We start from the raw sequence: 16,750 nt of genomic DNA, 5'->3' as shown, positions 1-16,750 counted from the left end.
CGCCTACCCCGCATTCAGCGACGCAAGCGCCGCTCTGGATGCCGCCGCCAGACAGCGGTCTTGCTCAATCTGCTTTTTTGCAAAGGCTTTTGTGGCGAGGATGTAGGTCCGGTATCGTGCGATTTCGGCCGTCGCCATGGCCACATTGGCTTTCAGCGTCTCCTTGGTGGCGGCAATGCGCTGTTCGGCTCGCTCGATTGCGCTGGTCTCATGCGCTATCCTTGCGGGTATATTGGTGTCTGGATCGCCGGCAAGAGCATCCGTGATGCATGCCTCCAGGTCTTCGGATAGGGCAGCTTCAAAGTCGGTCTGGTTGTGGGCGTTCATGGCGACACCGGCTCGTAAATCGCTTCGAAAATGTCGGGTTTGCAGGGGTAAAATTCGCCCTTCACGCCGCGAATGATCCAGTCGCCGATATCGGCCCGCATGGTTCCTTCAAGCGTACCTATCAAGATTGCTTCAACCATCGGCTTTGATTCAGGTAGATCCGCCATGAGTGTTGTTTCGCTAGCGAAAGGCTCGGGCCAATCCATCCTGTCTTGCCCAGTGAATTTCCACGCGTCGACCACGACAGGCCTTTTGCGATATCTCATCTCATCTCCCTCTCCGCGCCTTGCGCACAGTCGACGGTTGGTTAAAGGCGGTTCTGGATGCGCTGCATGTCGTTGATGATGCTCAACGCGTAAGCCTCGATACGATCGGCAGCGAGTGCCAGTTCATCGAACAAGCCGTTGCCGACAGGATTGACGCTTTTGCCTGCGTTTTCCGGCTGGCTGCCGGCCAAGGAATTGCCGACATTGTGCGCCAACTCGGCAGCGGCGCTCAGTGTATCGATGGCGTTGAATACGCGCCCGAGGGGCTGTTGCTTTGGCGCGGCTTGGCCTGCGGAAGACATTCCGCCAGCTATGCCGTAATATTTCTCGTCCATGTTCATTCTCCGTTTGGTTGACCGTCATTTCCGTTGCCGCCGGCGCTCAATCGCCAGCAAAAGTCGTTCCCACACCCTCACCGCCATGCTTTTGATCCACCGCATTGCCGTTCCTTAGCTGGAGCCGTTCCGCCCTGTAGGCGTCGGCTGCTTGTTCATTGGCTTCACAAAGCGCCTCATACTTGTTGCGAAGGGCGCGGTAGACATCACCGTCTATGCTCGCCATCCTCTGCCACCGCTTCCAGACGCGCTCTGCCTGGGCCGGCGTGATGCCTGCATTCCGGGCTGCGCGTTCCCGCGCCGCCGTCGCTGTGTCTCCCCAGCCGCGATACTCTCGCTGGGTCAGTTTGTTGAGGAAGCAAAAGGCTTCCGATGCTGCCGTACTCATGACGCTTATGCCCCGTTTCAGGTCGGATCTGACCCGTTTGGTGTCACCCATGACCGTTTCCTTTCGATATCTCTGTGGGTGTCAGAGACAGCGACTAAGCCGGACGGTCCGGCAGCGACGGGCGGATAAACAAACCGGCCGTCGGCATTCAGAGAGAGGTCGAGAAATGGATCGAACACACAGCCGCCAAGCACAGCGTCCGATCCAGCTTGTGATGATGTTTGAGAAAGACCGGCTTCGGCCGGCCAATGACAATTCGCCATCGTCAGCCCCTCGCCTGCCAACGCCCCGTCACCTGACAAAGGCTGAGGTCGATAGGGCTCGTGAATTGCATTCTAAGCTCGTGGCGCGCAGTCGCGCGAACCGTGGCCTTGCGGAGGTTGCGAGATCTGGTCCATTCAACAGCAAGACCGGCGAGGAATGACGCTGTACCGATTATGAGGAAGATCATGCTGCCTCCGAATTCTGGCTGGCAAGCACTTTCAATTTGGCGGCCGCAAGCGAGTTTTGCGCCGCTTCAATCACCTGGAGGAGGTCGCGAATGCGTTGGTCTGCATCCAAAGCTTTGACTGCCCGCTGGATTGCGGTCGAGATGGCCCAAGTCCCTGTGCCGCGGGGGAGCCCAAAGAGATCGCAGAGGCGGTCAAATTCTTGACCCGCTACCCGATCCCTCTCCCGAGCGCGCTCGATCTCCGCCTCATTTTGTCTCTTAATAGCTTCAAGACGGCGACCATGTTCTGCTATCTCATGCTCGATATGCCACTTGGCTGTCTCCTTACTCGCCGCCAGAGTGGCAATCTCGTCGCCAAGAGCCTTCTTAAAGGCCCGCTCTCGCATGACATAAGTGTTGAGCGGGGCGCGGCTTTCCTGAATACGGTGGAGACCGTCAATGACGAGCTTCATCCACGTCTCGCGCGGAAGATTGTCGAGCGCATTGACTTTGGGAGCCTTCGCAAGTCGCCAGACATTTTGCTTACGGACGATCATTCCGGCGCCGCCGGGGAGTTCGGTGGTCTTAATCAGCCCATCGGGGACCGCGAAGACAACGGCGCTGGCAAAGGCATAGTATTTCTGCCACTTGCCGGCATTTACATCCGCCTGGTAATCGGCCCGCGATATCTTCACCTCGTACGCGAACGGCGTGAACTTGCTATAGCTTTTGGGCAGCGCGTAGACATCGGGCCGGGGACTCCCAGAGGGGCCGAGCTGCATGTCACACCAAATCAGACGCTCGCGCTCATTGCCTCGCAAATGGGCCTTAAGGTCATCGGCAAGTGCGTCGTGATCCCACGCAACTGTGTCGCTCATGATTGCACCGTGGAATTGGTGCCCGACGCCGGGAGGGAGTCAGCGTCGGGCTTCGCGCTGGATGAGGAGGCCAGCAGCGAAGGGGGATTTGGGAGGGGCTGCCAGTGAGTTGGCTGCCAGATAAGGCGACCGTTTTGGCAAATAAACTTGCCGCGCCACTTCCCACAGCAAACCCTCTGTTTGCGGGAAGGACAAAACAACTGAATCCTTCGGCCATCTTTCGGAGCAGTCTCGATCGGCATCCAGCCGTTGGCGTCTGGACCACTCATCCCATCACCTCTGGAGTTGCCTGATGGCCGAGGATGAAGACCCGCCCCTGGTTGAGCCGGTGATTATCCCGGACATTTTCTGTGAGGGCATCGACATCCAGCGCATCGACGGGGACGTTCGCTTGATTGCTTGGGTGACGCACGAAAGCGAGCATCGGATTGTTGCCCGTCTGGTGCTTCCGGAAGCCGTTGGCCGCGCTCTTGTCCGCGATATGCGCAAGGCACTTGCCAGCGATCGACACTGATGGGTTCACGCTTTCGTAACCAACTGCATCAGTTGGTGTTGGCTGCTTCAAATGAGCTATTGATGATGCACCGCACTCTCCCGCACCTTTGCTTGCGAAGGGCTTGGGAGAACCGCTATGAGCATCATCTTGACCGAGCAGACCATAGTCCCCGACGTGTTCCTGACGGGCGTGATCCCCGAAGACCTCGGGGACAACATGCGCTTTACCGGCTTCATCCAGCAGAACTCGTTCAGCGAGGCTGGCGGCACAGAATATTACGTGGTCAACCGCGTGATCATGCCTCGACGCGCGGTGCTGCTTTCCATTCAGGCCACCATGAAGGCGCTCGGTGTTGCCTGCTGCGGCGGGGAACGGCTGAGACTGGCGCACTAGGCGGCCTCTCTGGAAGCCGCGCCAAGTGCGCCGCTCCGCAAAATCTTGATGTCAGACAGATCGATGGCGTCTCCAATCTGGATGCCATCGCGAATTTTCTGGATGAGGGCGGTCAGTTCGAACGACCAATGAAACCACTCGCCGTGCGAGTGCTGCCTCTGAAAATATGCGTGAAGCTTCCTTTCCAGGCCGAGTCCGCCGGGGACAAAGGCAGCCAGTTCAAGCGGAAGCGGCGAGGATTTCTGCATCTCCGAAAGACGCTTGTTGACGTCAATGGTGCACCCGATCTTTACCGGGCCAGCCATGCCGACTGGCTTGATGAAGTAGACGTGCTGATAGAATCTCATGCCGCGCTCTCCTCGGCATATCCGGCAAGATCGTTCGGTGTCACAGCGCCGTCAGTAACCTCGCCAATGCGCTTGGCAATCGCGCGCCCCGGCCATGGAGGATTGTCACCGCAGAGCTGCGAAACGTATCCAGGCGAAACACCGATCTGGTCGGCGAATTCCGACTTTGCCATCGGCTTCGGTTCGGCATTGAGCCACTGTGCGAGTTTGTTAGCCATGCTCAACTATAGCCACACTACAGTTGAGCCGTCAACTACAATTTTAGCCATGCTGTATGGTTGGCTGAGGCGCGCAGTGGGAAAATGTGGGTATGGCTAAACTTGCCCGCCCTGCCCCCAAGCCGGAACGCCGTCGCCACTTCATCAAGCAATGGCGCAAGGCAAAGCACCTGACCCAGGAGGAGCTAGCGGAGCGCATTGGCGTCACGCCTGGCGCCATCTCCCAGCTCGAACTTGGCCGTGTGAATTATACCCAGCCCATGCTTGAAGCCATCGCGGCCGAATTCGGTATTCGCCCCGGCGATCTGCTGAACGTAGACCCGACCCGCGAACAGGCGATATGGTCAATTTGGGAAACGCTCGATGTGCCGACCCGAAATCAGGTCATCGAGATAGCTAAGACCTTCCAGAAGACAGGCACTGACGATTGAGCCTCGCTCTCGTGTCATACGTTAGCACCTCTTCCTTCAAGAGCAGAATCCCTTAAGGAAGAGACTTTCCGTTATTCAGCTTTACGTTATTCATGTGCAAACGGTGCACTTATATAAGTGCAAACGGTGCACTTATTCCCAAAAAAAATTGAGCCAATAGCGGTTGCCGACGTTTCGTTTCCGCTCCGCTGTCAGGTAGCGCGTTCCTGACCATTCCCCAGTTTTTCGATCCAGGCCGCAAAGCTCGTCAATCGCGTGGATGACTGACCGGACGCTGACGCCGGCGGACTTCGCTATGGTGTCTGTTGACGGCCACGCTCCACTTTGCCGGTTCCCGTTCATCCGCATGGCGATATGCACCGCGACCCTTACGGTCGAGTGGGAAAGGCCGTGGTCTTCCACCACTGCCCGGAGCCAGGAATCGCGTTTTCTCAGAAAGGCAGATGCAGTCATGCTGCATTGGTGTAGCGCAAAAACTGTAGCGGTGCTATATTTTTTTATTGACGCTAAATGATAGTGGCGCTATATTCGGTCTCAGAGATTAGGAGATCGACATGAACACCGCAGCCGCCACGCAGATGACCGCCATCATCAACGGCAACGCCTTCAAAGCCAAGCAGACGAACGGCAGGTACTTTTACTGGTCCCCTCGTGCGGTCCGGTGGCTTCCTGTCTCTTCTGAGAAGGTGACGCTCTGATGTTCGTCGTGGCTGGTGATCAAACAGCGCAACAGAATGGCGACATCGCCATTCGCTCTGACAAAGGACGGCTGGTCGCTCTGGTGTACGCGATGGGCTCGGCGCTGAAAACAGTCGAATATGCAAACGTCATCTGTGGTGCTCTGAACGCTTCGTTCTCACCAGGGCATACCGATCTCATGATTATCCCAGAAGCCTTGGACTCTTGGTTGGAGAAAAACCCTCTGCCGGAAGACGAGACTTTTAAGGAAATGGTGGATCGCACTTCCCGCGAAGGAATGGCGCAAGGGCTGCGCGAATTGCGCGAAAATGAAAGGGCGAACGCCCACCCAGACCAAACATCGCCAATGACCGTTGGCCCAGAGGAATTCCTCGCCGTCGATAGCTTGCGCCGCGAACTGTCGGTTGAGCGCGAGATAACGGCGAATCTCGTCTGGGCAATCGAAAATTCCGACACAGCAGATTTCGTAGCAGCAGCCGAAAAAATGATCGCCAACGAAGACTGCGGTGGCGACGGCTGGTGGAAGGGCTTCGAGATGTTGAAGGCTGCTTATACATCCTCGCGAAACATCCGCCGCTAAGACGATCGCGAACCACCGATCTGGCTCTCGAACAAGGGATGACACGCAGATGAAACCGCAACTGACTTTGGAAGCATTTGCCGACTGGTGCGAGAAGAAGCCGGCGGAGAAGAGGTATGTCTACGCGGACCAATGCAACTGCGCATGCGGTCAATATGCGCAAAGCCTCGGCCTGAACCGCTGGTCACCATTCGAAAGCGAATTCTGGTTCAAGGCCGACAATGAAGCCCTATGGACCGATGAGCGCACCTTCGGCGCCCTCGCTGCTCGTCTGAGGGCTGCTTCGCTCAAAAGCTAGACCCCCTCCAAAGCAAATCCCCCATCCCCCCATCAAGCAGGGAGAAGACAGATGCAGACCGCAGCCAGGAAGACAGCCACGATTTCGATCTCTTCGGATTTTGCGATCCTCGACGTGAAGGCAGGGCGGGAAGCTCTCAATCGCCTGCTGAATGAGGATGGCAGGGTCGTTATCCCGGTATTGATCCATGGCTTCATTACAAACGCTTGGGGTAACGATGACGGGGTTTCGCGAGAATTCCAGGTCGAAGTAAAGCGCGTGGAGGTGCAGCCGTGAACGCCACCTTCGCCAAGTCCTGCGGCTACCATGGCTCATCGCCTGCCCTCCTTGCTGCTTTCGAGCGCATCCAGGCTGACGGCATCGCAGAAGCCCGCGCCAAGCATTTCGAGCGCAAACGGCTGGTGGACCAGTTCAAAGCCGAACCCGGCATGTTCTTCGCTACAATCCGTCCCGCGCTTTGCACGGAAGAGGCCATCGAGGACGCAAACCGGTTCATCTTCCGGTTCCGCAACTTGCCCACCTACCGGCAGCAGAACCGTACTGGCGAGCTTAGGCAAGCCAAGCAGACACGCGTGATTTGCCGATATTTCCGCCGGTATGGCAAGGCCGTCTGGCTCAACAAAGAGGCCGCGTAGATGGCTACGATCACCACTAAATATTCGGTCGGCGACACTGTTTATCGGGCTGGCACGACCTCAGAGCGCAAGCGGCACCCGTGCCCCGATTGTATGGGCTCGCACAAGTGGAAGGCAATTTCTCCGGCTGGCAGTGAGTATGAGTTCTCGTGTCCTCGCTGCTCGGCACAGTACAATTCCGACCGCGACCTGACACTCGACTATTCGGCATATGTGCCTTCGGTCGAACGGCTCACCATCGGCAGCATCCAGGTCAACACGGCACCTATGTCTTACGACACGGGCAATCGCTACATGTGCTTGGAGACGGGCGTCGGCAGCGGATCAGTTTACAACGAAAAGGATCTGTTCGAGACAGAAGAAGCCGCGACTGTGGCCGCTCAAGCGCTGGCGGATGGACAAAACACAACTGTTGACTGGGTTGTTAAGCTCTACAACAAGAGCCTCAAGATAAGCGACTACCAGCTTGAAAACGCCGCTCTGAAACTGGCAGCGGAAGCTAAGTCGCGCGCCTCCTTCATGCTTTGGAACCTCACCGATCTATTCGGGCGCATCGAAGATGCGGAGGACAAGGAAGCGATCCTAGAGGCCATCAAAGACTACCGAGAATACGACTGGGAAAGTGACAAAAAAGAGATCGAGGTCGCCTGATGGACGCGGCTCTCTCATCAGCCTGCAACTGGCTTGCTGATCATCGTCGGCTGACGACAGCAGTTCTCGTCTCGCTGATCATCATTGCAGGTAATTTGGACACATGGTGGATGTCATGAACCGCTCTCTTCCGCAGCCTGTAGAAAGCCGGGAGACGCCCGCCGATGGGTATGGTGCGGGGTTCATCGAGTATCGAATTCGCACCGAATTCCGCGACTTGTGCCGCTTGATCGGTAAGGAAGCCGCCCGCCAGGAAATCGCGCATATCGTCAATGATGAGTTCGAAGGAAAACGGCAATGACCGAGAACACCAAGCTATGGGATCTGCTCGGGCGCACCGATCCGGCGGCGACGAAGGGCTTCACGCGCGGAGGCGGGTTCAAGGGCACCGCAATCAAACCCATGTGGTCCTACCGTCGCATGACCGAGGAATTTGGACCTTGCGGCCAAGGCTGGGGCGTTGGAATGCCCGAGTTTCAGGTTGTGCCGGCGACAGACGGAGAAATCCTCGTCTATTGCACTGTGTATGTCTGGTACCGGCACGAAGACAAGCCTTCCGAGCAAGTCTACGGCGTGGGCGGCGACAAGGTCGTAGCCAAGTTTTCCAGTGGGCTCAAGAGCGATGATGAAGCCTTCAAGAAGGCGTTTACCGATGCCGTGACGAACGCGCTCAAGCTGATCGGCGTCGGAGCCGATGTCCATATGGGCATGTTTGACGACAGCAAATACGTCAACACCATGCGTGAGGAATTCGCGGAAGGCAACTCGCCCGCAAAGCGCCAAGTCGGCATCAACCCGAAAACCGGGATGGCGACGGCAAGCGCGCTCAAGAAGGACAATGGGCCCGACAATTGGGATGCGTTCCAAAGCGAGTTGCTCGAATGCGAAACCGTGCCGTCTCTGACAAAGTTGGCGCTTGGATGGTCCAGCATCGCCGAGCGCGACAAGTGGCCGGCAACATGGCGCGACCTCGCCAAGGAAGAAATCAACAAGCGCCGCGAGCTGGTGCTGAACGGCATCGTTGATGACGACACGTTCCCCGGCGACAGGCCGAGCGGGCGCAGCGCCTACGTCGACAATTTCATTCCGTAACGGAGAAGCCCCGGCTCGCAAATGGGCCGGGGCGGAAGGGATACACCATGGCTTACGAGCAAAAGGACAACAGTGGAACCCTGTTTAAGAACGACAGGCGTGAGAAGGACTCCCATCCTCACGCTAAGGGAACTGCTCTGATCGATGGCGTTGAGTATTGGGTTTCGGCGTGGACCAAGGAAGGCGCCAAGGGTCGCTTCCAAAGCCTTTCCTTCCAAAAGAAGGAACAGCGCTGATGGCCAAGAAACCAGAAAAGCCCGTCTACGCCTTCTGCCGGCATGGCAACACGCTCATCCCCGAGTTCGAATATGACCTCCATGCACTGGACGGCATCAAGCAGGGGCAGCGCGTCAAGGTCGAGATAAAGCAGTGGCGCAACCTTGACCGGCTTAGAGCCTATTGGGCAACGCTACAGGATTGCGTGGACGCCACAGGCTGCGCTCCGACCAAGGAGGCGCTGGATGCCTACGTACGGCCCGCTGTGGGCTTCGTGGATGCCATTCGACTGGCAAGCGGCCATTTCGTTGGCGTAGGACGCGCAATCAACACCAGCGAGTGCGACGAACCGGAGATGATCGCTTTCTTTGCGGCAGTCGAGGAGTTGCTAGCGCGTGAATTTGGCTATGTCAGTCAGAGGCGAGAGGCAGCATGACGGCTCTCCTCAACCATCTCCTCCATTTCTTCGGCTTCAAAGCAGTCCTGTTCCGCTCTGGGAACTATAAGCAGCGCAAGGACAGATTGCACCGTCAGCTTGCCCAGGAATTGGGCCGTGAATGGAAGGGGCGCGTGTGATGGGCTGGGCAGTCAAGCGAGAAGCAACCGCCTTCAGCCTGGATAAGTCCAGCCGGGCCACCAGACGTATTGAAGACCCGGCGCACCTTGCATTCATTCGAAAGCTCCCGAGCGTCCTGAGTGGGCTCTATGGCTGCGAGGCCTGCCATATCCGCTCAGGGAGCGCTCTGCACCGCAAGAAGCACACAGGCGGGGCTCAGAAGCCAGACGACGCTTGGACGCTCCCGCTGACGCCAGAAGAACACAAGATGCAGCATTCTGGAGCCGAGCTTGAGTTCTGGAAGTCGCGCGGCGTCGACCCATTCGAACTTGCGATCAAGCTCTACGAAGTTTCGGGCGATGTCGCAGCCGCAGAAATCATCATCCGTTCAGCGCGTTTGCGCAAGGAGACGTAGATCTATGAATCAGCGTATCAAAGAGAAAATCCGAGTTCGGCTTATGGCCAAGCTTGCCGAAGTCGACTTCCAAGGCATGTCTAGCGACCAATACGGAGCTTGGATTAACGACCTGCCGATTCCTGAGTTTGCCAGCCTTCTGGACCTGCATGCTGAATGGGCATCAGAGCAGGTCAACCCCACGATTGATGGCCCTGAGACCAACCCTCTGGACGACGCATGGATTGCGATCGACCGGCCGGAAAATTATGACATCCCTCCCGAGACCCAGGTTTACGTTCTGTACCGAGATGGCGAGATCGGCGGCCCAAATCGGATAGACGCCTTTCATTGGGGCGAGCCGACCGGTCCACTCGCATTTGCTCCTGCTGAGGTCCAGCCATGACAGAGACAGTAAGGCATACGCCGACCGATGGCGGACCAGCATTTCCGGTCACAGCAGAGAATGGCCTGGGGCATATCGCGGACGGCATGAGCCTTCGCGACTGGTTCGCTGGGCAGGCGATGATTGCCGCTCTTTCGACGGCGCACGGCTCCCCGAGCTTGGCCGAGACGGTTCGCGCATGCGCGGTCGCTTCGTATGCCGCCGCCGACGCTATGCTTGCCGAGCGCGCCAAAGCAGAAGGACGCCAGCCATGACCGAGAGCACCGCCCCTCTGAAGCCGGAAGCGCTGGACGACCGACGGGGCGAGTCATGACCGCACTTGGCGAACTCATCGGGATTGCACGCGAGTGCAAAGGCTGGACGTTGCGCGATCTGGAAAAGGCAAGCGGCGTCTCGAACCCGCTCATCTCGCAGATTGAAACCGGCAAGGTCAAAGACCCCGGCTTTAGAACGGTGGTGCGGTTGATGGATGCGCTCGGCCTAAGTCTCGACCGCGCCGCCGATGCCGAACGCCGCAAATTGGACATCCTGCGAAAGACTGGCGTTTGGAAAGCAGAGACACCCGAAATCAAGGGGAACCGCCCATGACCTACGATCAGTGGAAAACCGATAGCGGATACGCAGAGAAAACCCCAGAGCAGGAGAACGAAGGCCGCGACTGCCCTGTGTGTGGCGGGGACTGCGCTGGCGCGAACCCTCCCGTTTACCATTGTCCGATGAAGGATGGCCCTCTCGAATCTTCCCGCGCCCCTCAAGAGCAGGGAGTAAAGGTTCGCGAACTGGAGTGGGAGGAAACTGACGAAAGATGGTGGGGAGCCGAACCAATATACGGCCTCTGCTACGAAATCAGGATAACCGATCGTGGCGACATCAGAGTTCGCTCGCCTGAAAATGGCGGCTGGACAAAATTCGATGGCTCTTACGATGCCGCCAAATCTGCCGCGCAAGCCGATTTCGAAGCTCGCATCCTCAGCGCCCTCACCATACAGGAGCCGGCATCGGAGCCGGTGGCGAACGGGGTTTTCCGCCACGGTATGATGATTGGCTTCGTTGGTCTGGGCGACGAATTCAGGCTTCCGGAAGACACCGACGAGCGCAGACCTCTCTACACCCATCCACCCGCACCAGCAGTCCCAGCGGACCTGGTGGAGACGAAGGCACAGCCGGCGACAGAGGTGGAACGAAAGGTTACCAAAGCGCTCGAAAAGGCGTGGACTGATTTCTGTGACGCCAATCCAGACGATTTAACTTCACCAGAGGATTTGCCAAATCACGCCTTGATGACATGTGCACAGTTTGTGGATTACGCCTCCCGCGCCCTCGCCTCACTTATTGAGGAGCGGGATAGCTGGCGTCGAGTTGCGGAGCGGCTGGAAACCGAGAAGCAGAGCGCCGAAGCGGCTCTTGCTGGCGCTCTGGAGGCGCTGAACCCGTTCGCGATTCCTCTCGGGCCGTCCTATCAAGCCCTCGATGATCGCGAGCAATTCCGAACATATTTCACGCTCGGAAACATCCGCGCCGCAGGTCGCATCATTCAATCCCAGAGGTCAGAACAATGAACGCCACCGACATTGAATTCGATGCCATCCTCGACATGAACGATCCGCAGTTTGCGGAAAAGTTGCGCGCCGCAATCGGTGCTGAGCCCGGCGAGACAATCGAAGTCCACACGCCGCAATTTGAGCGCACGGACGGCCTCACTGTTCCGAAGCCGTTGATTGACTTTACAAAATTGCCGTCCCTGTTTGAAGAGACTTTGAAGGCAATCGGCTGCCAGAAATGGGACGAGCCCGACAACGATGGAAACATCCTTTGGCTCTATCCCGCCGAATGGTACGATCACATTCCCGAAGGCCATGTCATGCGCTGCATCGACGGAAACGATTACCCGTTCAAGCGCGGCGAGACCGATGACGACATGCGCTTCGGCGCGCTCGCCTATGGCTTTCTGCGAAAGGCAACGCCATGAACCCCGGCGAAGACATGCAGGCGCAGCCGCCGCCCGCAAGCGATGACAAAATCGCAGCAGACCGCGACAGATGGCGCAAGGATGCCGAACGCCTTGAGCAGCAGGTTTCCTCCCAAGCCGCAGAGATCGAAAGACTAAAGGCCGCCCTCGAAGCAGCCCTCTCCGCATCCCCTGTAGGGCAGATAGCGGAAGGGGAGACCAGAGAAGACATCGCGCGTATCCTTTTTCAACAAAGGCAGCCGCCATTCTCATGGGACGACAATCCTGATGAGCCGGAAAGCGACGCTGGCACCCTTCGCAGTATCTGCCTTGACGATGCCGATGCAGTACTCGCCGCTCTCTCCGCCGCTCCTGCACCTCCAGCAACCGGATGGCAGGGTATCAGCACGGCGCCCCACGCTTGCCATGTGCTGGCGACCCGGTTTGACCGGGACTGCGGTGAGTGGGTCTACGGCATCGTTCTAAGCCCGCCCATCTATTCGTTCACGCACTGGAAACATCTTCCCTCAGCACCTGGAGCTGAGTCATGAAGGGGCTGACGAAGGCGGTACGGTGCGTCAAACACCGTGGCGGCTGGTGTGCAGCTTCAGTCAAGCCCGATGAGGCTGACACAAGCGTTCCGACTGTCTGCGGCCATTTCGTCATCATGCCATGGGGCACGTCTACGCGCGAACCCACATGCAAAGAATGCCGCACCGCTCTCCTCGCTCTGGAGAAGCAGCCATGAGCGCACGTCCCGCCACAACGCACATCCGCTGCCCGCGATGCCGGTCAAGAGATTTCCAATTTCACGAGGCCATTGAGAGCACCCAGACATGGGAGGTTTCTGGCGGCAAGCTCGACCGGGCATTAGGATATATGGAGCCTGGCTGCGTAGTGGGCATACGGGGGGAGTGCTTCAAGTGCGGGCACAATTGGCGGCTCAGAGCCTTGCAGATCACGGATGTCGTCCATGAGCCACAGGAGCCCCGCCCATGACCATAGAGCGGATAGAGAAGGAACTGCGCGAAGGGCTGGCGCGGGCCAGCAAGGGCCGTTGGAAGCATTTCCGTCGTAACGGGGTCAACGAGGTCCAGCACGGCCGCTCGAACGTACCGGTTGTCGCGTGGGCCGGTTTTGACGACAGCAGTCGTGCGGAGGAAGATCACGCGGCCAATGCAGCCTACATCGTAGCGGCCCAGCCTGACAACATCCGCGCCCTGCTATCCGAGATAGAGCGCTTGCGGGAGGCGCTGAAGCCGTTTGCTATGGAGAACGATATCGATCCGGCGTTGCCTGACGATACGTGGCTGGGCGTGAAGCACGAAGACGTGTTCGTTGCGCACTGTCACGCACGAGATTTCCGCAGAGCCTCCCGCGCCCTCACCATCCCCAGCGAGAAGGAGGGCGGCGATCATGGGTGAGCAGATGAAACATCTATGGGAAGTCGACCATCCCTACTACATGAACGAGGGAAATTATTTCAGCAACGGGTGCCACGAAACGTATCCAGCCTGGGATGTGTTCGAGAGCCAGTGGCGCGATGCCGACCTTGATTACAACTGGTTTGTTCGGTGGGACTGGCTGGAAGGTGAGGACAGCGGCGCCGGAGAATTCAACGGCGATGTCTATTACCGCAATGGCATCCTCAAGCTCCAGATAATTGGGCAGCGCAAGTCATACCTTGGGAGCCACGAGGTGTCTGTTTGTCGAGCCGATGAACCGCGCGTCATCGCGTTCCTAGCAAAATACTGGGAATACATGAAGGCGATGTGGGAGCCATTCAGCGGTGATGGCAATGGCTGAGCGGGCGCCAGACAGTATCGCCTATCCGCCGCGCGGGTTGAGCCGTGAGGAGGCGGCGCGGTATATCGGCGTTGGCCCTACTCTGTTCGATGAGATGGTGGCAGACGGCAGAATGCCGCGTCCGAAGCGGGCCAACAGCCGGACCCTATGGGACCGAATCCAGCTCGATGCATTCTTCACCGACTTGCCTGGGGATGACGGTAACAAGATCGATCGCATCTTGTCGGGGCGCAACCGTGCGGCTTAGATGGACTGATGGAAGGTTACCCCTACGTCTCGCCGTTCGAAGACCGGCATGGAACGACCCGCTACCGCTTCAGGCGGGCGGGAAAGTCCATCTACCTGCCGCAGGAGCCGGGCCATCCCGAGTTCGAGGAGGCGTACAGCGCGGCTGTGGAGGGCCGGGAGCCTCGCCAAGCGGAGGTAATCGCCCATCCGAAGACAATCATCCCCAAGACGTTTGCCGATGCCTGGCGGCTTGTCCAAAAAGGGATCGAGTGGCGGAAGCTGGACGAGGCGACGAAATACAAGAACGAGCGGCTGACCAAGGAATTCCTTGCGTCCAAGGTGGCGGAGGACAACCCCACACTCTGGGCAACTATCCCGGTTTCCGATCTTCGCCGCAGGCACGTCAAGCTCATTCTGAAAGAGCATGGCGAGACGCCCCACAAGGCCAAGCACATCCTTACAGCCGTTCGCCGGTTGATTACGGAGGCTATGGACCAAGATTGGATCGAGTTCGATCCTTCCCTGAAGATCGGATGGAGACCCGAATATACCGGCTGGAGAGCGTGGACCGAAGACGAACGTGCCGCATTCGAAAAGCGATGGCCAAACGGGACCATGCCGCGAGCCGTCTATGCCTTGGCGCTCTGGACTGGCAACAGGCGCGGCGATGTGGCCTCGCAGCTCTGGTCAGACGTGGATTTCGCAAAGGACCGGATCACAGTTCGCCAAGCCAAGACGGGCAAGGTTCTTCGCCTGCTCATGCTCCCGATGCTGAAAGACGCCTTGATCAACCTGCCAAGGAAAACCGACACGGTGGCTGCCAACGCCTATGGCAAGTCGTTCTCGGAGAAGTCTCTCACGGGCATGATGGCGCACTGGACAGAGATGGCCGACATGGCGCCGGGATGTACCCTGCATGGGCTTCGGAAGACGCTGGGGAAGTATCTGGCGGAGGAAGGCGCCACGTCGAAGCAATCGGCCGGAATCCTGGGGCACGACGACTTGGATCATGTGGAGCTTTACAGCAAGGATGCGGAGCAGGAGCGGCTTGCTGTGGATGGCATGACGCGGCTGATAAAGAGGTTTGTCTAACCGACTGTCTAACCCTATTGTCTACCCTTCACGCGAAGCCTTGCAAATCAAGGCGAATGGTGGGCCCGGAGGGACTCGAACCCCCAACCAAGCGGTTATGAGCCGCCGGCTCTAACCATTGAGCTACAGGCCCCACGCGGGCTGGATTAATGTTTTTCGCATCGCGGCACAAGGCTTTCCGGGACCGCTGGTCACAATCGTCCAAATCAGCCCATAATCGCGCCATAAGGAGCCGCGTGCGCCCGCTGGGCGCGGATATGCTTACCCGAGGAGATTTCATGACCAGACCTCTTTTGCCCCTCGCACTCGCCGCCGCCATCGCCTTTCCGGCGCTGGCCGCGGCCGCTGAGTCGCCGACACCGCCCCGTATCGTGGTTTCGGGCGAAGGGGCGGCGACTGTAGCGCCCGACCTGGCGGTCCTGACGCTCAGCGTCATGCGCGAAGCCAAGACGGCGCGCGCCGCACTGGATGCCAACAACGACGCCATGGCGGCCGTGATCGCCGCGATGAAGTCGGCCGGCATCAAGGACCGCGACCTCCAGACCGCGGGCATCCAGATCAATCCGCGCTATAACTACACAAACAAGCCCGACGGCGGCCAGGAGGCCGAATTGATTGCTTACCAGGTAACCAACACACTGTCGGTGCGCGTGCGCGACGTCGACAAGACCGGTGAGATCCTCGACAAGGCGGTGTCGCTGGGCGTCAACCAGGGCGGCGGCATCGTCTTCACCAACGACAATCCGGCTGCCACCGTCACCGAAGCGCGCAAAAAGGCGGTGGCCGATGCCATGGCCAAGGCCAAGACGCTGGCGGAAGCAGCCGGCGTCAGTATAGGCCGGGTGATCGAAATCACTGACCAGAAGATCGCGCCGCCACCGATGCCGATCAACGCCAAGGCCTTCGACGCGGCCGTCGGTGCTGCTCCGGTGCAGGCCGGCGAGAACGCCTACAATGTCCAGGTCACCGTTACCTTCGAACTGAAATAAGCGTCTTCGATGGTCCATGGCCGAGCCCGACCCTGAACCGTCCGCCGTGGTGCATGAAAAAACCCGCGGGATCGCTCCCGCGGGTTTTTTGAGCCGCATTCTTCCCGAAGGAAAGCGGCTCCACTACTCCAGACCGACCTTCGCAGAAGGTCGTGTCTCCAGACTGATCCTGACAGGATCGATCTTCGCAGAGGGTGGGTGTCTGCCGACTGACCCCGCAGAGGATCATGCCGCTACCAACCCTCGCAGAAGGTCGCGCCTTAAGAGGCTCAGCGGTTGATGATCGGGCAACCACGCTCATTGGCGAACACGATGACGACGCGGTCGCCATACTGGCGGCCCATCACCTTGACCGTGCGGCGGCTGACGTCGACGACGCGGGCACGGTGCAGCCCCATGCGTTCGGCCTTGTTCAGGGCCCAGTCGGGCGAACAGCCGCGGCGCCAGTCGTCGCGGCGTTCATCGCGGCGGTGGCGATAGCCGTCATCGCCGGCATAGACGCCGAAGCGCGGATCGTTGTTGTTGCCGAAGCCCAGGTAAAGGCTGTCGGCATGGGCGGGAACGGCCGCCAGCGTGCCGAGGCCGACGAGGGCCGAAAGGGCTGCCGTTTTCACCGAGTTGAACATGGTCTTCTCTCCTTGTTGCGGGCTC

General features: G+C 58.7%; 35 protein-coding genes and 1 tRNA gene. 25 read left to right on the top strand and 11 right to left on the bottom strand.

Annotated elements, in window-relative coordinates:
* Positions 1-3: 3 nt before the first annotated feature.
* From LB545_RS07670 to LB545_RS31110, 6 genes are all read right to left on the bottom strand, one after another.
* The gene (locus LB545_RS07670) at positions 4-327 is read right to left on the bottom strand and encodes a hypothetical protein (RefSeq protein WP_224704793.1); all 324 of its coding nucleotides are present in this window, start codon (positions 325-327) and stop codon (positions 4-6) included.
* Positions 324-593 carry a hypothetical protein gene (locus LB545_RS07665; RefSeq protein WP_224704791.1) on the bottom strand — a complete coding sequence of 90 codons (270 nt, stop codon included), beginning with the start codon at positions 591-593 and terminating at the stop codon, positions 324-326. The genes LB545_RS07670 and LB545_RS07665 overlap by 4 nt, the downstream gene beginning before the upstream one ends.
* A 41-nt stretch (positions 594-634) precedes the next feature.
* Positions 635-934, bottom strand: a complete 300-nt coding sequence (locus tag LB545_RS07660) for a hypothetical protein (protein WP_224704789.1) — start codon at positions 932-934, stop codon at positions 635-637.
* Positions 935-974: 40 nt separating this feature from the next.
* The gene (locus tag LB545_RS07655; protein ID WP_224704787.1) at positions 975-1,367 is read right to left on the bottom strand and encodes a hypothetical protein; all 393 of its coding nucleotides are present in this window, start codon (positions 1,365-1,367) and stop codon (positions 975-977) included.
* Positions 1,368-1,763: 396 nt separating this feature from the next.
* Positions 1,764-2,624 carry a hypothetical protein gene (locus LB545_RS07650; RefSeq protein WP_224704786.1) on the bottom strand — a complete coding sequence of 287 codons (861 nt, stop codon included), beginning with the start codon at positions 2,622-2,624 and terminating at the stop codon, positions 1,764-1,766.
* Positions 2,621-2,866, bottom strand: coding sequence for a DUF551 domain-containing protein (locus LB545_RS31110; protein ID WP_224704866.1), 246 nt, complete (start codon positions 2,864-2,866; stop codon positions 2,621-2,623). Before LB545_RS31110 ends, LB545_RS07650 begins: the two co-directional genes overlap by 4 nt.
* A gap of 50 nt (positions 2,867-2,916) precedes the next feature.
* Between LB545_RS31110 and LB545_RS07640 the strand changes: the two genes are divergently transcribed.
* The gene (locus LB545_RS07640; protein ID WP_224704784.1) at positions 2,917-3,138 is read left to right on the top strand and encodes a hypothetical protein; all 222 of its coding nucleotides are present in this window, start codon (positions 2,917-2,919) and stop codon (positions 3,136-3,138) included.
* Between the two features lie 117 nt (positions 3,139-3,255).
* Positions 3,256-3,513 (top strand): hypothetical protein, encoded by a 258-nt coding sequence (locus tag LB545_RS07635; RefSeq protein WP_224704783.1) that lies wholly within the window; start codon positions 3,256-3,258, stop codon positions 3,511-3,513.
* Here LB545_RS07635 and LB545_RS07630 read toward each other — a convergent pair.
* The gene (locus LB545_RS07630) at positions 3,510-3,860 is read right to left on the bottom strand and encodes a GIY-YIG nuclease family protein (RefSeq protein ID WP_224704782.1); all 351 of its coding nucleotides are present in this window, start codon (positions 3,858-3,860) and stop codon (positions 3,510-3,512) included. The two genes, LB545_RS07635 and LB545_RS07630, sit on opposite strands and share 4 nt — an antisense overlap.
* A complete protein-coding gene (locus LB545_RS07625; protein ID WP_224704781.1) occupies positions 3,857-4,078 on the bottom strand; it encodes a hypothetical protein in 222 nt (73 codons plus the stop codon). The genes LB545_RS07630 and LB545_RS07625 overlap by 4 nt, the downstream gene beginning before the upstream one ends.
* Before the next feature lie 92 nt (positions 4,079-4,170).
* On the opposite strand from LB545_RS07625, the gene LB545_RS07620 reads away from it, so the two are divergent.
* Complete coding sequence (locus LB545_RS07620) at positions 4,171-4,509, top strand: helix-turn-helix domain-containing protein (protein WP_224704780.1); 339 nt, start codon at positions 4,171-4,173, stop codon at positions 4,507-4,509.
* Positions 4,510-4,641: 132 nt separating this feature from the next.
* Here the strand turns inward: LB545_RS07620 and LB545_RS31105 are convergent, their stop codons facing one another.
* Positions 4,642-4,962 (bottom strand): helix-turn-helix domain-containing protein, encoded by a 321-nt coding sequence (locus LB545_RS31105; RefSeq protein ID WP_224704779.1) that lies wholly within the window; start codon positions 4,960-4,962, stop codon positions 4,642-4,644.
* Positions 4,963-5,063: 101 nt separating this feature from the next.
* Here LB545_RS31105 and LB545_RS07610 point away from each other — a divergent pair, with 101 nt between their 5' ends.
* The 21 genes from LB545_RS07610 (at position 5,064) to LB545_RS07510 (ending at position 15,110) form a co-directional block, all read left to right on the top strand.
* Positions 5,064-5,207, top strand: coding sequence for a hypothetical protein (locus LB545_RS07610; protein WP_224704778.1), 144 nt, complete (start codon positions 5,064-5,066; stop codon positions 5,205-5,207).
* The gene (locus LB545_RS07605) at positions 5,207-5,788 is read left to right on the top strand and encodes a hypothetical protein (RefSeq protein WP_224704777.1); all 582 of its coding nucleotides are present in this window, start codon (positions 5,207-5,209) and stop codon (positions 5,786-5,788) included. The genes LB545_RS07610 and LB545_RS07605 overlap by 1 nt, the downstream gene beginning before the upstream one ends.
* A gap of 49 nt (positions 5,789-5,837) precedes the next feature.
* Entirely contained in the window at positions 5,838-6,086 is a 249-nt protein-coding gene (locus tag LB545_RS07600) for a hypothetical protein (RefSeq protein ID WP_224704775.1), read from the top strand.
* Between the two features lie 51 nt (positions 6,087-6,137).
* Positions 6,138-6,362, top strand: coding sequence for a hypothetical protein (locus LB545_RS07595; RefSeq protein WP_224704773.1), 225 nt, complete (start codon positions 6,138-6,140; stop codon positions 6,360-6,362).
* Positions 6,359-6,721 (top strand): hypothetical protein, encoded by a 363-nt coding sequence (locus tag LB545_RS07590; RefSeq protein WP_224704771.1) that lies wholly within the window; start codon positions 6,359-6,361, stop codon positions 6,719-6,721. The genes LB545_RS07595 and LB545_RS07590 overlap by 4 nt, the downstream gene beginning before the upstream one ends.
* Positions 6,722-7,372 (top strand): hypothetical protein, encoded by a 651-nt coding sequence (locus LB545_RS07585; RefSeq protein WP_224704769.1) that lies wholly within the window; start codon positions 6,722-6,724, stop codon positions 7,370-7,372.
* Between the two features lie 115 nt (positions 7,373-7,487).
* Positions 7,488-7,673, top strand: a complete 186-nt coding sequence (locus LB545_RS07580; protein ID WP_224704768.1) for a hypothetical protein — start codon at positions 7,488-7,490, stop codon at positions 7,671-7,673.
* On the top strand, positions 7,670-8,464 hold the full coding sequence (locus LB545_RS07575; RefSeq protein ID WP_224704767.1) for a hypothetical protein: 795 nt from the start codon (positions 7,670-7,672) through the stop codon (positions 8,462-8,464). Before LB545_RS07580 ends, LB545_RS07575 begins: the two co-directional genes overlap by 4 nt.
* Positions 8,465-8,511: 47 nt before the next feature.
* Positions 8,512-8,700 carry a hypothetical protein gene (locus LB545_RS07570; protein WP_224704766.1) on the top strand — a complete coding sequence of 63 codons (189 nt, stop codon included), beginning with the start codon at positions 8,512-8,514 and terminating at the stop codon, positions 8,698-8,700.
* Positions 8,700-9,116: a DUF1367 family protein gene (locus LB545_RS07565; protein ID WP_224704765.1), complete on the top strand. Its 417-nt coding sequence runs from the start codon at positions 8,700-8,702 to the stop codon at positions 9,114-9,116. The genes LB545_RS07570 and LB545_RS07565 overlap by 1 nt, the downstream gene beginning before the upstream one ends.
* Positions 9,113-9,256, top strand: a complete 144-nt coding sequence (locus tag LB545_RS07560; protein ID WP_224704764.1) for a hypothetical protein — start codon at positions 9,113-9,115, stop codon at positions 9,254-9,256. The genes LB545_RS07565 and LB545_RS07560 overlap by 4 nt, the downstream gene beginning before the upstream one ends.
* The gene (locus tag LB545_RS07555) at positions 9,238-9,651 is read left to right on the top strand and encodes a hypothetical protein (protein WP_224704762.1); all 414 of its coding nucleotides are present in this window, start codon (positions 9,238-9,240) and stop codon (positions 9,649-9,651) included. Before LB545_RS07560 ends, LB545_RS07555 begins: the two co-directional genes overlap by 19 nt.
* 4 nt (positions 9,652-9,655) lie before the next feature.
* Entirely contained in the window at positions 9,656-10,036 is a 381-nt protein-coding gene (locus tag LB545_RS07550) for a hypothetical protein (RefSeq protein ID WP_224704759.1), read from the top strand.
* Positions 10,037-10,345: 309 nt separating this feature from the next.
* On the top strand, positions 10,346-10,624 hold the full coding sequence (locus LB545_RS07545) for a helix-turn-helix domain-containing protein (RefSeq protein WP_224704757.1): 279 nt from the start codon (positions 10,346-10,348) through the stop codon (positions 10,622-10,624).
* Positions 10,621-11,595 (top strand): hypothetical protein, encoded by a 975-nt coding sequence (locus LB545_RS07540; RefSeq protein ID WP_224704755.1) that lies wholly within the window; start codon positions 10,621-10,623, stop codon positions 11,593-11,595. Before LB545_RS07545 ends, LB545_RS07540 begins: the two co-directional genes overlap by 4 nt.
* Positions 11,592-12,005 (top strand): hypothetical protein, encoded by a 414-nt coding sequence (locus LB545_RS07535; protein WP_224704753.1) that lies wholly within the window; start codon positions 11,592-11,594, stop codon positions 12,003-12,005. Before LB545_RS07540 ends, LB545_RS07535 begins: the two co-directional genes overlap by 4 nt.
* Complete coding sequence (locus tag LB545_RS07530) at positions 12,002-12,535, top strand: hypothetical protein (protein WP_224704751.1); 534 nt, start codon at positions 12,002-12,004, stop codon at positions 12,533-12,535. The genes LB545_RS07535 and LB545_RS07530 overlap by 4 nt, the downstream gene beginning before the upstream one ends.
* 444 nt (positions 12,536-12,979) lie before the next feature.
* Positions 12,980-13,408 (top strand): hypothetical protein, encoded by a 429-nt coding sequence (locus tag LB545_RS07525; protein WP_224704748.1) that lies wholly within the window; start codon positions 12,980-12,982, stop codon positions 13,406-13,408.
* Complete coding sequence (locus LB545_RS07520) at positions 13,401-13,790, top strand: hypothetical protein (protein WP_224704747.1); 390 nt, start codon at positions 13,401-13,403, stop codon at positions 13,788-13,790. Before LB545_RS07525 ends, LB545_RS07520 begins: the two co-directional genes overlap by 8 nt.
* Positions 13,783-14,037 (top strand): hypothetical protein, encoded by a 255-nt coding sequence (locus LB545_RS07515; protein ID WP_140631982.1) that lies wholly within the window; start codon positions 13,783-13,785, stop codon positions 14,035-14,037. The genes LB545_RS07520 and LB545_RS07515 overlap by 8 nt, the downstream gene beginning before the upstream one ends.
* A gap of 8 nt (positions 14,038-14,045) precedes the next feature.
* Complete coding sequence (locus tag LB545_RS07510; protein WP_140631979.1) at positions 14,046-15,110, top strand: tyrosine-type recombinase/integrase; 1,065 nt, start codon at positions 14,046-14,048, stop codon at positions 15,108-15,110.
* A gap of 57 nt (positions 15,111-15,167) precedes the next feature.
* On the opposite strand, the gene LB545_RS07505 is transcribed toward LB545_RS07510, so the two are convergent.
* Positions 15,168-15,243, bottom strand: a tRNA-Ile gene (locus LB545_RS07505).
* A 145-nt stretch (positions 15,244-15,388) separates the two neighbouring features.
* Between LB545_RS07505 and LB545_RS07500 the strand changes: the two genes are divergently transcribed.
* Complete coding sequence (locus LB545_RS07500) at positions 15,389-16,099, top strand: SIMPL domain-containing protein (protein ID WP_224704744.1); 711 nt, start codon at positions 15,389-15,391, stop codon at positions 16,097-16,099.
* A 269-nt stretch (positions 16,100-16,368) separates the two neighbouring features.
* Here the strand turns inward: LB545_RS07500 and LB545_RS07495 are convergent, their stop codons facing one another.
* Positions 16,369-16,725, bottom strand: coding sequence for a hypothetical protein (locus tag LB545_RS07495; protein ID WP_140516721.1), 357 nt, complete (start codon positions 16,723-16,725; stop codon positions 16,369-16,371).
* Positions 16,726-16,750 lie beyond the last annotated feature (25 nt).

It is taken from the genome of Mesorhizobium sp. BR1-1-6 (genome assembly GCF_020165355.1).
GTDB lineage: Bacteria > Pseudomonadota > Alphaproteobacteria > Rhizobiales > Rhizobiaceae > Mesorhizobium.
The sequence above is the reverse complement of the archived record's forward strand: the minus strand, read 5'-3'. Positions and strand labels throughout refer to the sequence as shown.

Bases quoted from the DNA above. Each gene is read 5' to 3' on its own strand.
- LB545_RS31110 (WP_224704866.1), bottom strand. From the start codon at position 2,866: ATGCCGATCGAGACTGCTCCGAAAGATGGCCGAAGGATTCAGTTGTTT.
- LB545_RS07500 (WP_224704744.1), top strand. From the start codon at position 15,389: ATGACCAGACCTCTTTTGCCCCTCGCACTCGCCGCCGCCATCGCCTTT.
- LB545_RS07660 (WP_224704789.1), bottom strand. From the start codon at position 934: ATGAACATGGACGAGAAATATTACGGCATAGCTGGCGGAATGTCTTCC.
- LB545_RS07560 (WP_224704764.1), top strand. From the start codon at position 9,113: ATGACGGCTCTCCTCAACCATCTCCTCCATTTCTTCGGCTTCAAAGCA.
- LB545_RS07665 (WP_224704791.1), bottom strand. From the start codon at position 593: ATGAGATATCGCAAAAGGCCTGTCGTGGTCGACGCGTGGAAATTCACT.
- LB545_RS07565 (WP_224704765.1), top strand. From the start codon at position 8,700: ATGGCCAAGAAACCAGAAAAGCCCGTCTACGCCTTCTGCCGGCATGGC.
- LB545_RS07495 (WP_140516721.1), bottom strand. From the start codon at position 16,725: ATGTTCAACTCGGTGAAAACGGCAGCCCTTTCGGCCCTCGTCGGCCTC.
- LB545_RS07635 (WP_224704783.1), top strand. From the start codon at position 3,256: ATGAGCATCATCTTGACCGAGCAGACCATAGTCCCCGACGTGTTCCTG.
- LB545_RS07595 (WP_224704773.1), top strand. From the start codon at position 6,138: ATGCAGACCGCAGCCAGGAAGACAGCCACGATTTCGATCTCTTCGGAT.
- LB545_RS07610 (WP_224704778.1), top strand. From the start codon at position 5,064: ATGAACACCGCAGCCGCCACGCAGATGACCGCCATCATCAACGGCAAC.
- LB545_RS07570 (WP_224704766.1), top strand. From the start codon at position 8,512: ATGGCTTACGAGCAAAAGGACAACAGTGGAACCCTGTTTAAGAACGAC.
- LB545_RS07620 (WP_224704780.1), top strand. From the start codon at position 4,171: ATGGCTAAACTTGCCCGCCCTGCCCCCAAGCCGGAACGCCGTCGCCAC.
- LB545_RS07575 (WP_224704767.1), top strand. From the start codon at position 7,670: ATGACCGAGAACACCAAGCTATGGGATCTGCTCGGGCGCACCGATCCG.
- LB545_RS07630 (WP_224704782.1), bottom strand. From the start codon at position 3,860: ATGAGATTCTATCAGCACGTCTACTTCATCAAGCCAGTCGGCATGGCT.
- LB545_RS07510 (WP_140631979.1), top strand. From the start codon at position 14,046: ATGGAAGGTTACCCCTACGTCTCGCCGTTCGAAGACCGGCATGGAACG.
- LB545_RS07550 (WP_224704759.1), top strand. From the start codon at position 9,656: ATGAATCAGCGTATCAAAGAGAAAATCCGAGTTCGGCTTATGGCCAAG.
- LB545_RS07530 (WP_224704751.1), top strand. From the start codon at position 12,002: ATGAACCCCGGCGAAGACATGCAGGCGCAGCCGCCGCCCGCAAGCGAT.
- LB545_RS07600 (WP_224704775.1), top strand. From the start codon at position 5,838: ATGAAACCGCAACTGACTTTGGAAGCATTTGCCGACTGGTGCGAGAAG.
- LB545_RS07535 (WP_224704753.1), top strand. From the start codon at position 11,592: ATGAACGCCACCGACATTGAATTCGATGCCATCCTCGACATGAACGAT.
- LB545_RS31105 (WP_224704779.1), bottom strand. From the start codon at position 4,962: ATGACTGCATCTGCCTTTCTGAGAAAACGCGATTCCTGGCTCCGGGCA.
- LB545_RS07655 (WP_224704787.1), bottom strand. From the start codon at position 1,367: ATGGGTGACACCAAACGGGTCAGATCCGACCTGAAACGGGGCATAAGC.
- LB545_RS07640 (WP_224704784.1), top strand. From the start codon at position 2,917: ATGGCCGAGGATGAAGACCCGCCCCTGGTTGAGCCGGTGATTATCCCG.
- LB545_RS07580 (WP_224704768.1), top strand. From the start codon at position 7,488: ATGAACCGCTCTCTTCCGCAGCCTGTAGAAAGCCGGGAGACGCCCGCC.
- LB545_RS07650 (WP_224704786.1), bottom strand. From the start codon at position 2,624: ATGAGCGACACAGTTGCGTGGGATCACGACGCACTTGCCGATGACCTT.
- LB545_RS07625 (WP_224704781.1), bottom strand. From the start codon at position 4,078: ATGGCTAACAAACTCGCACAGTGGCTCAATGCCGAACCGAAGCCGATG.
- LB545_RS07515 (WP_140631982.1), top strand. From the start codon at position 13,783: ATGGCTGAGCGGGCGCCAGACAGTATCGCCTATCCGCCGCGCGGGTTG.
- LB545_RS07670 (WP_224704793.1), bottom strand. From the start codon at position 327: ATGAACGCCCACAACCAGACCGACTTTGAAGCTGCCCTATCCGAAGAC.
- LB545_RS07555 (WP_224704762.1), top strand. From the start codon at position 9,238: ATGGAAGGGGCGCGTGTGATGGGCTGGGCAGTCAAGCGAGAAGCAACC.
- LB545_RS07525 (WP_224704748.1), top strand. From the start codon at position 12,980: ATGACCATAGAGCGGATAGAGAAGGAACTGCGCGAAGGGCTGGCGCGG.
- LB545_RS07585 (WP_224704769.1), top strand. From the start codon at position 6,722: ATGGCTACGATCACCACTAAATATTCGGTCGGCGACACTGTTTATCGG.
- LB545_RS07605 (WP_224704777.1), top strand. From the start codon at position 5,207: ATGTTCGTCGTGGCTGGTGATCAAACAGCGCAACAGAATGGCGACATC.
- LB545_RS07545 (WP_224704757.1), top strand. From the start codon at position 10,346: ATGACCGCACTTGGCGAACTCATCGGGATTGCACGCGAGTGCAAAGGC.
- LB545_RS07540 (WP_224704755.1), top strand. From the start codon at position 10,621: ATGACCTACGATCAGTGGAAAACCGATAGCGGATACGCAGAGAAAACC.
- LB545_RS07520 (WP_224704747.1), top strand. From the start codon at position 13,401: ATGGGTGAGCAGATGAAACATCTATGGGAAGTCGACCATCCCTACTAC.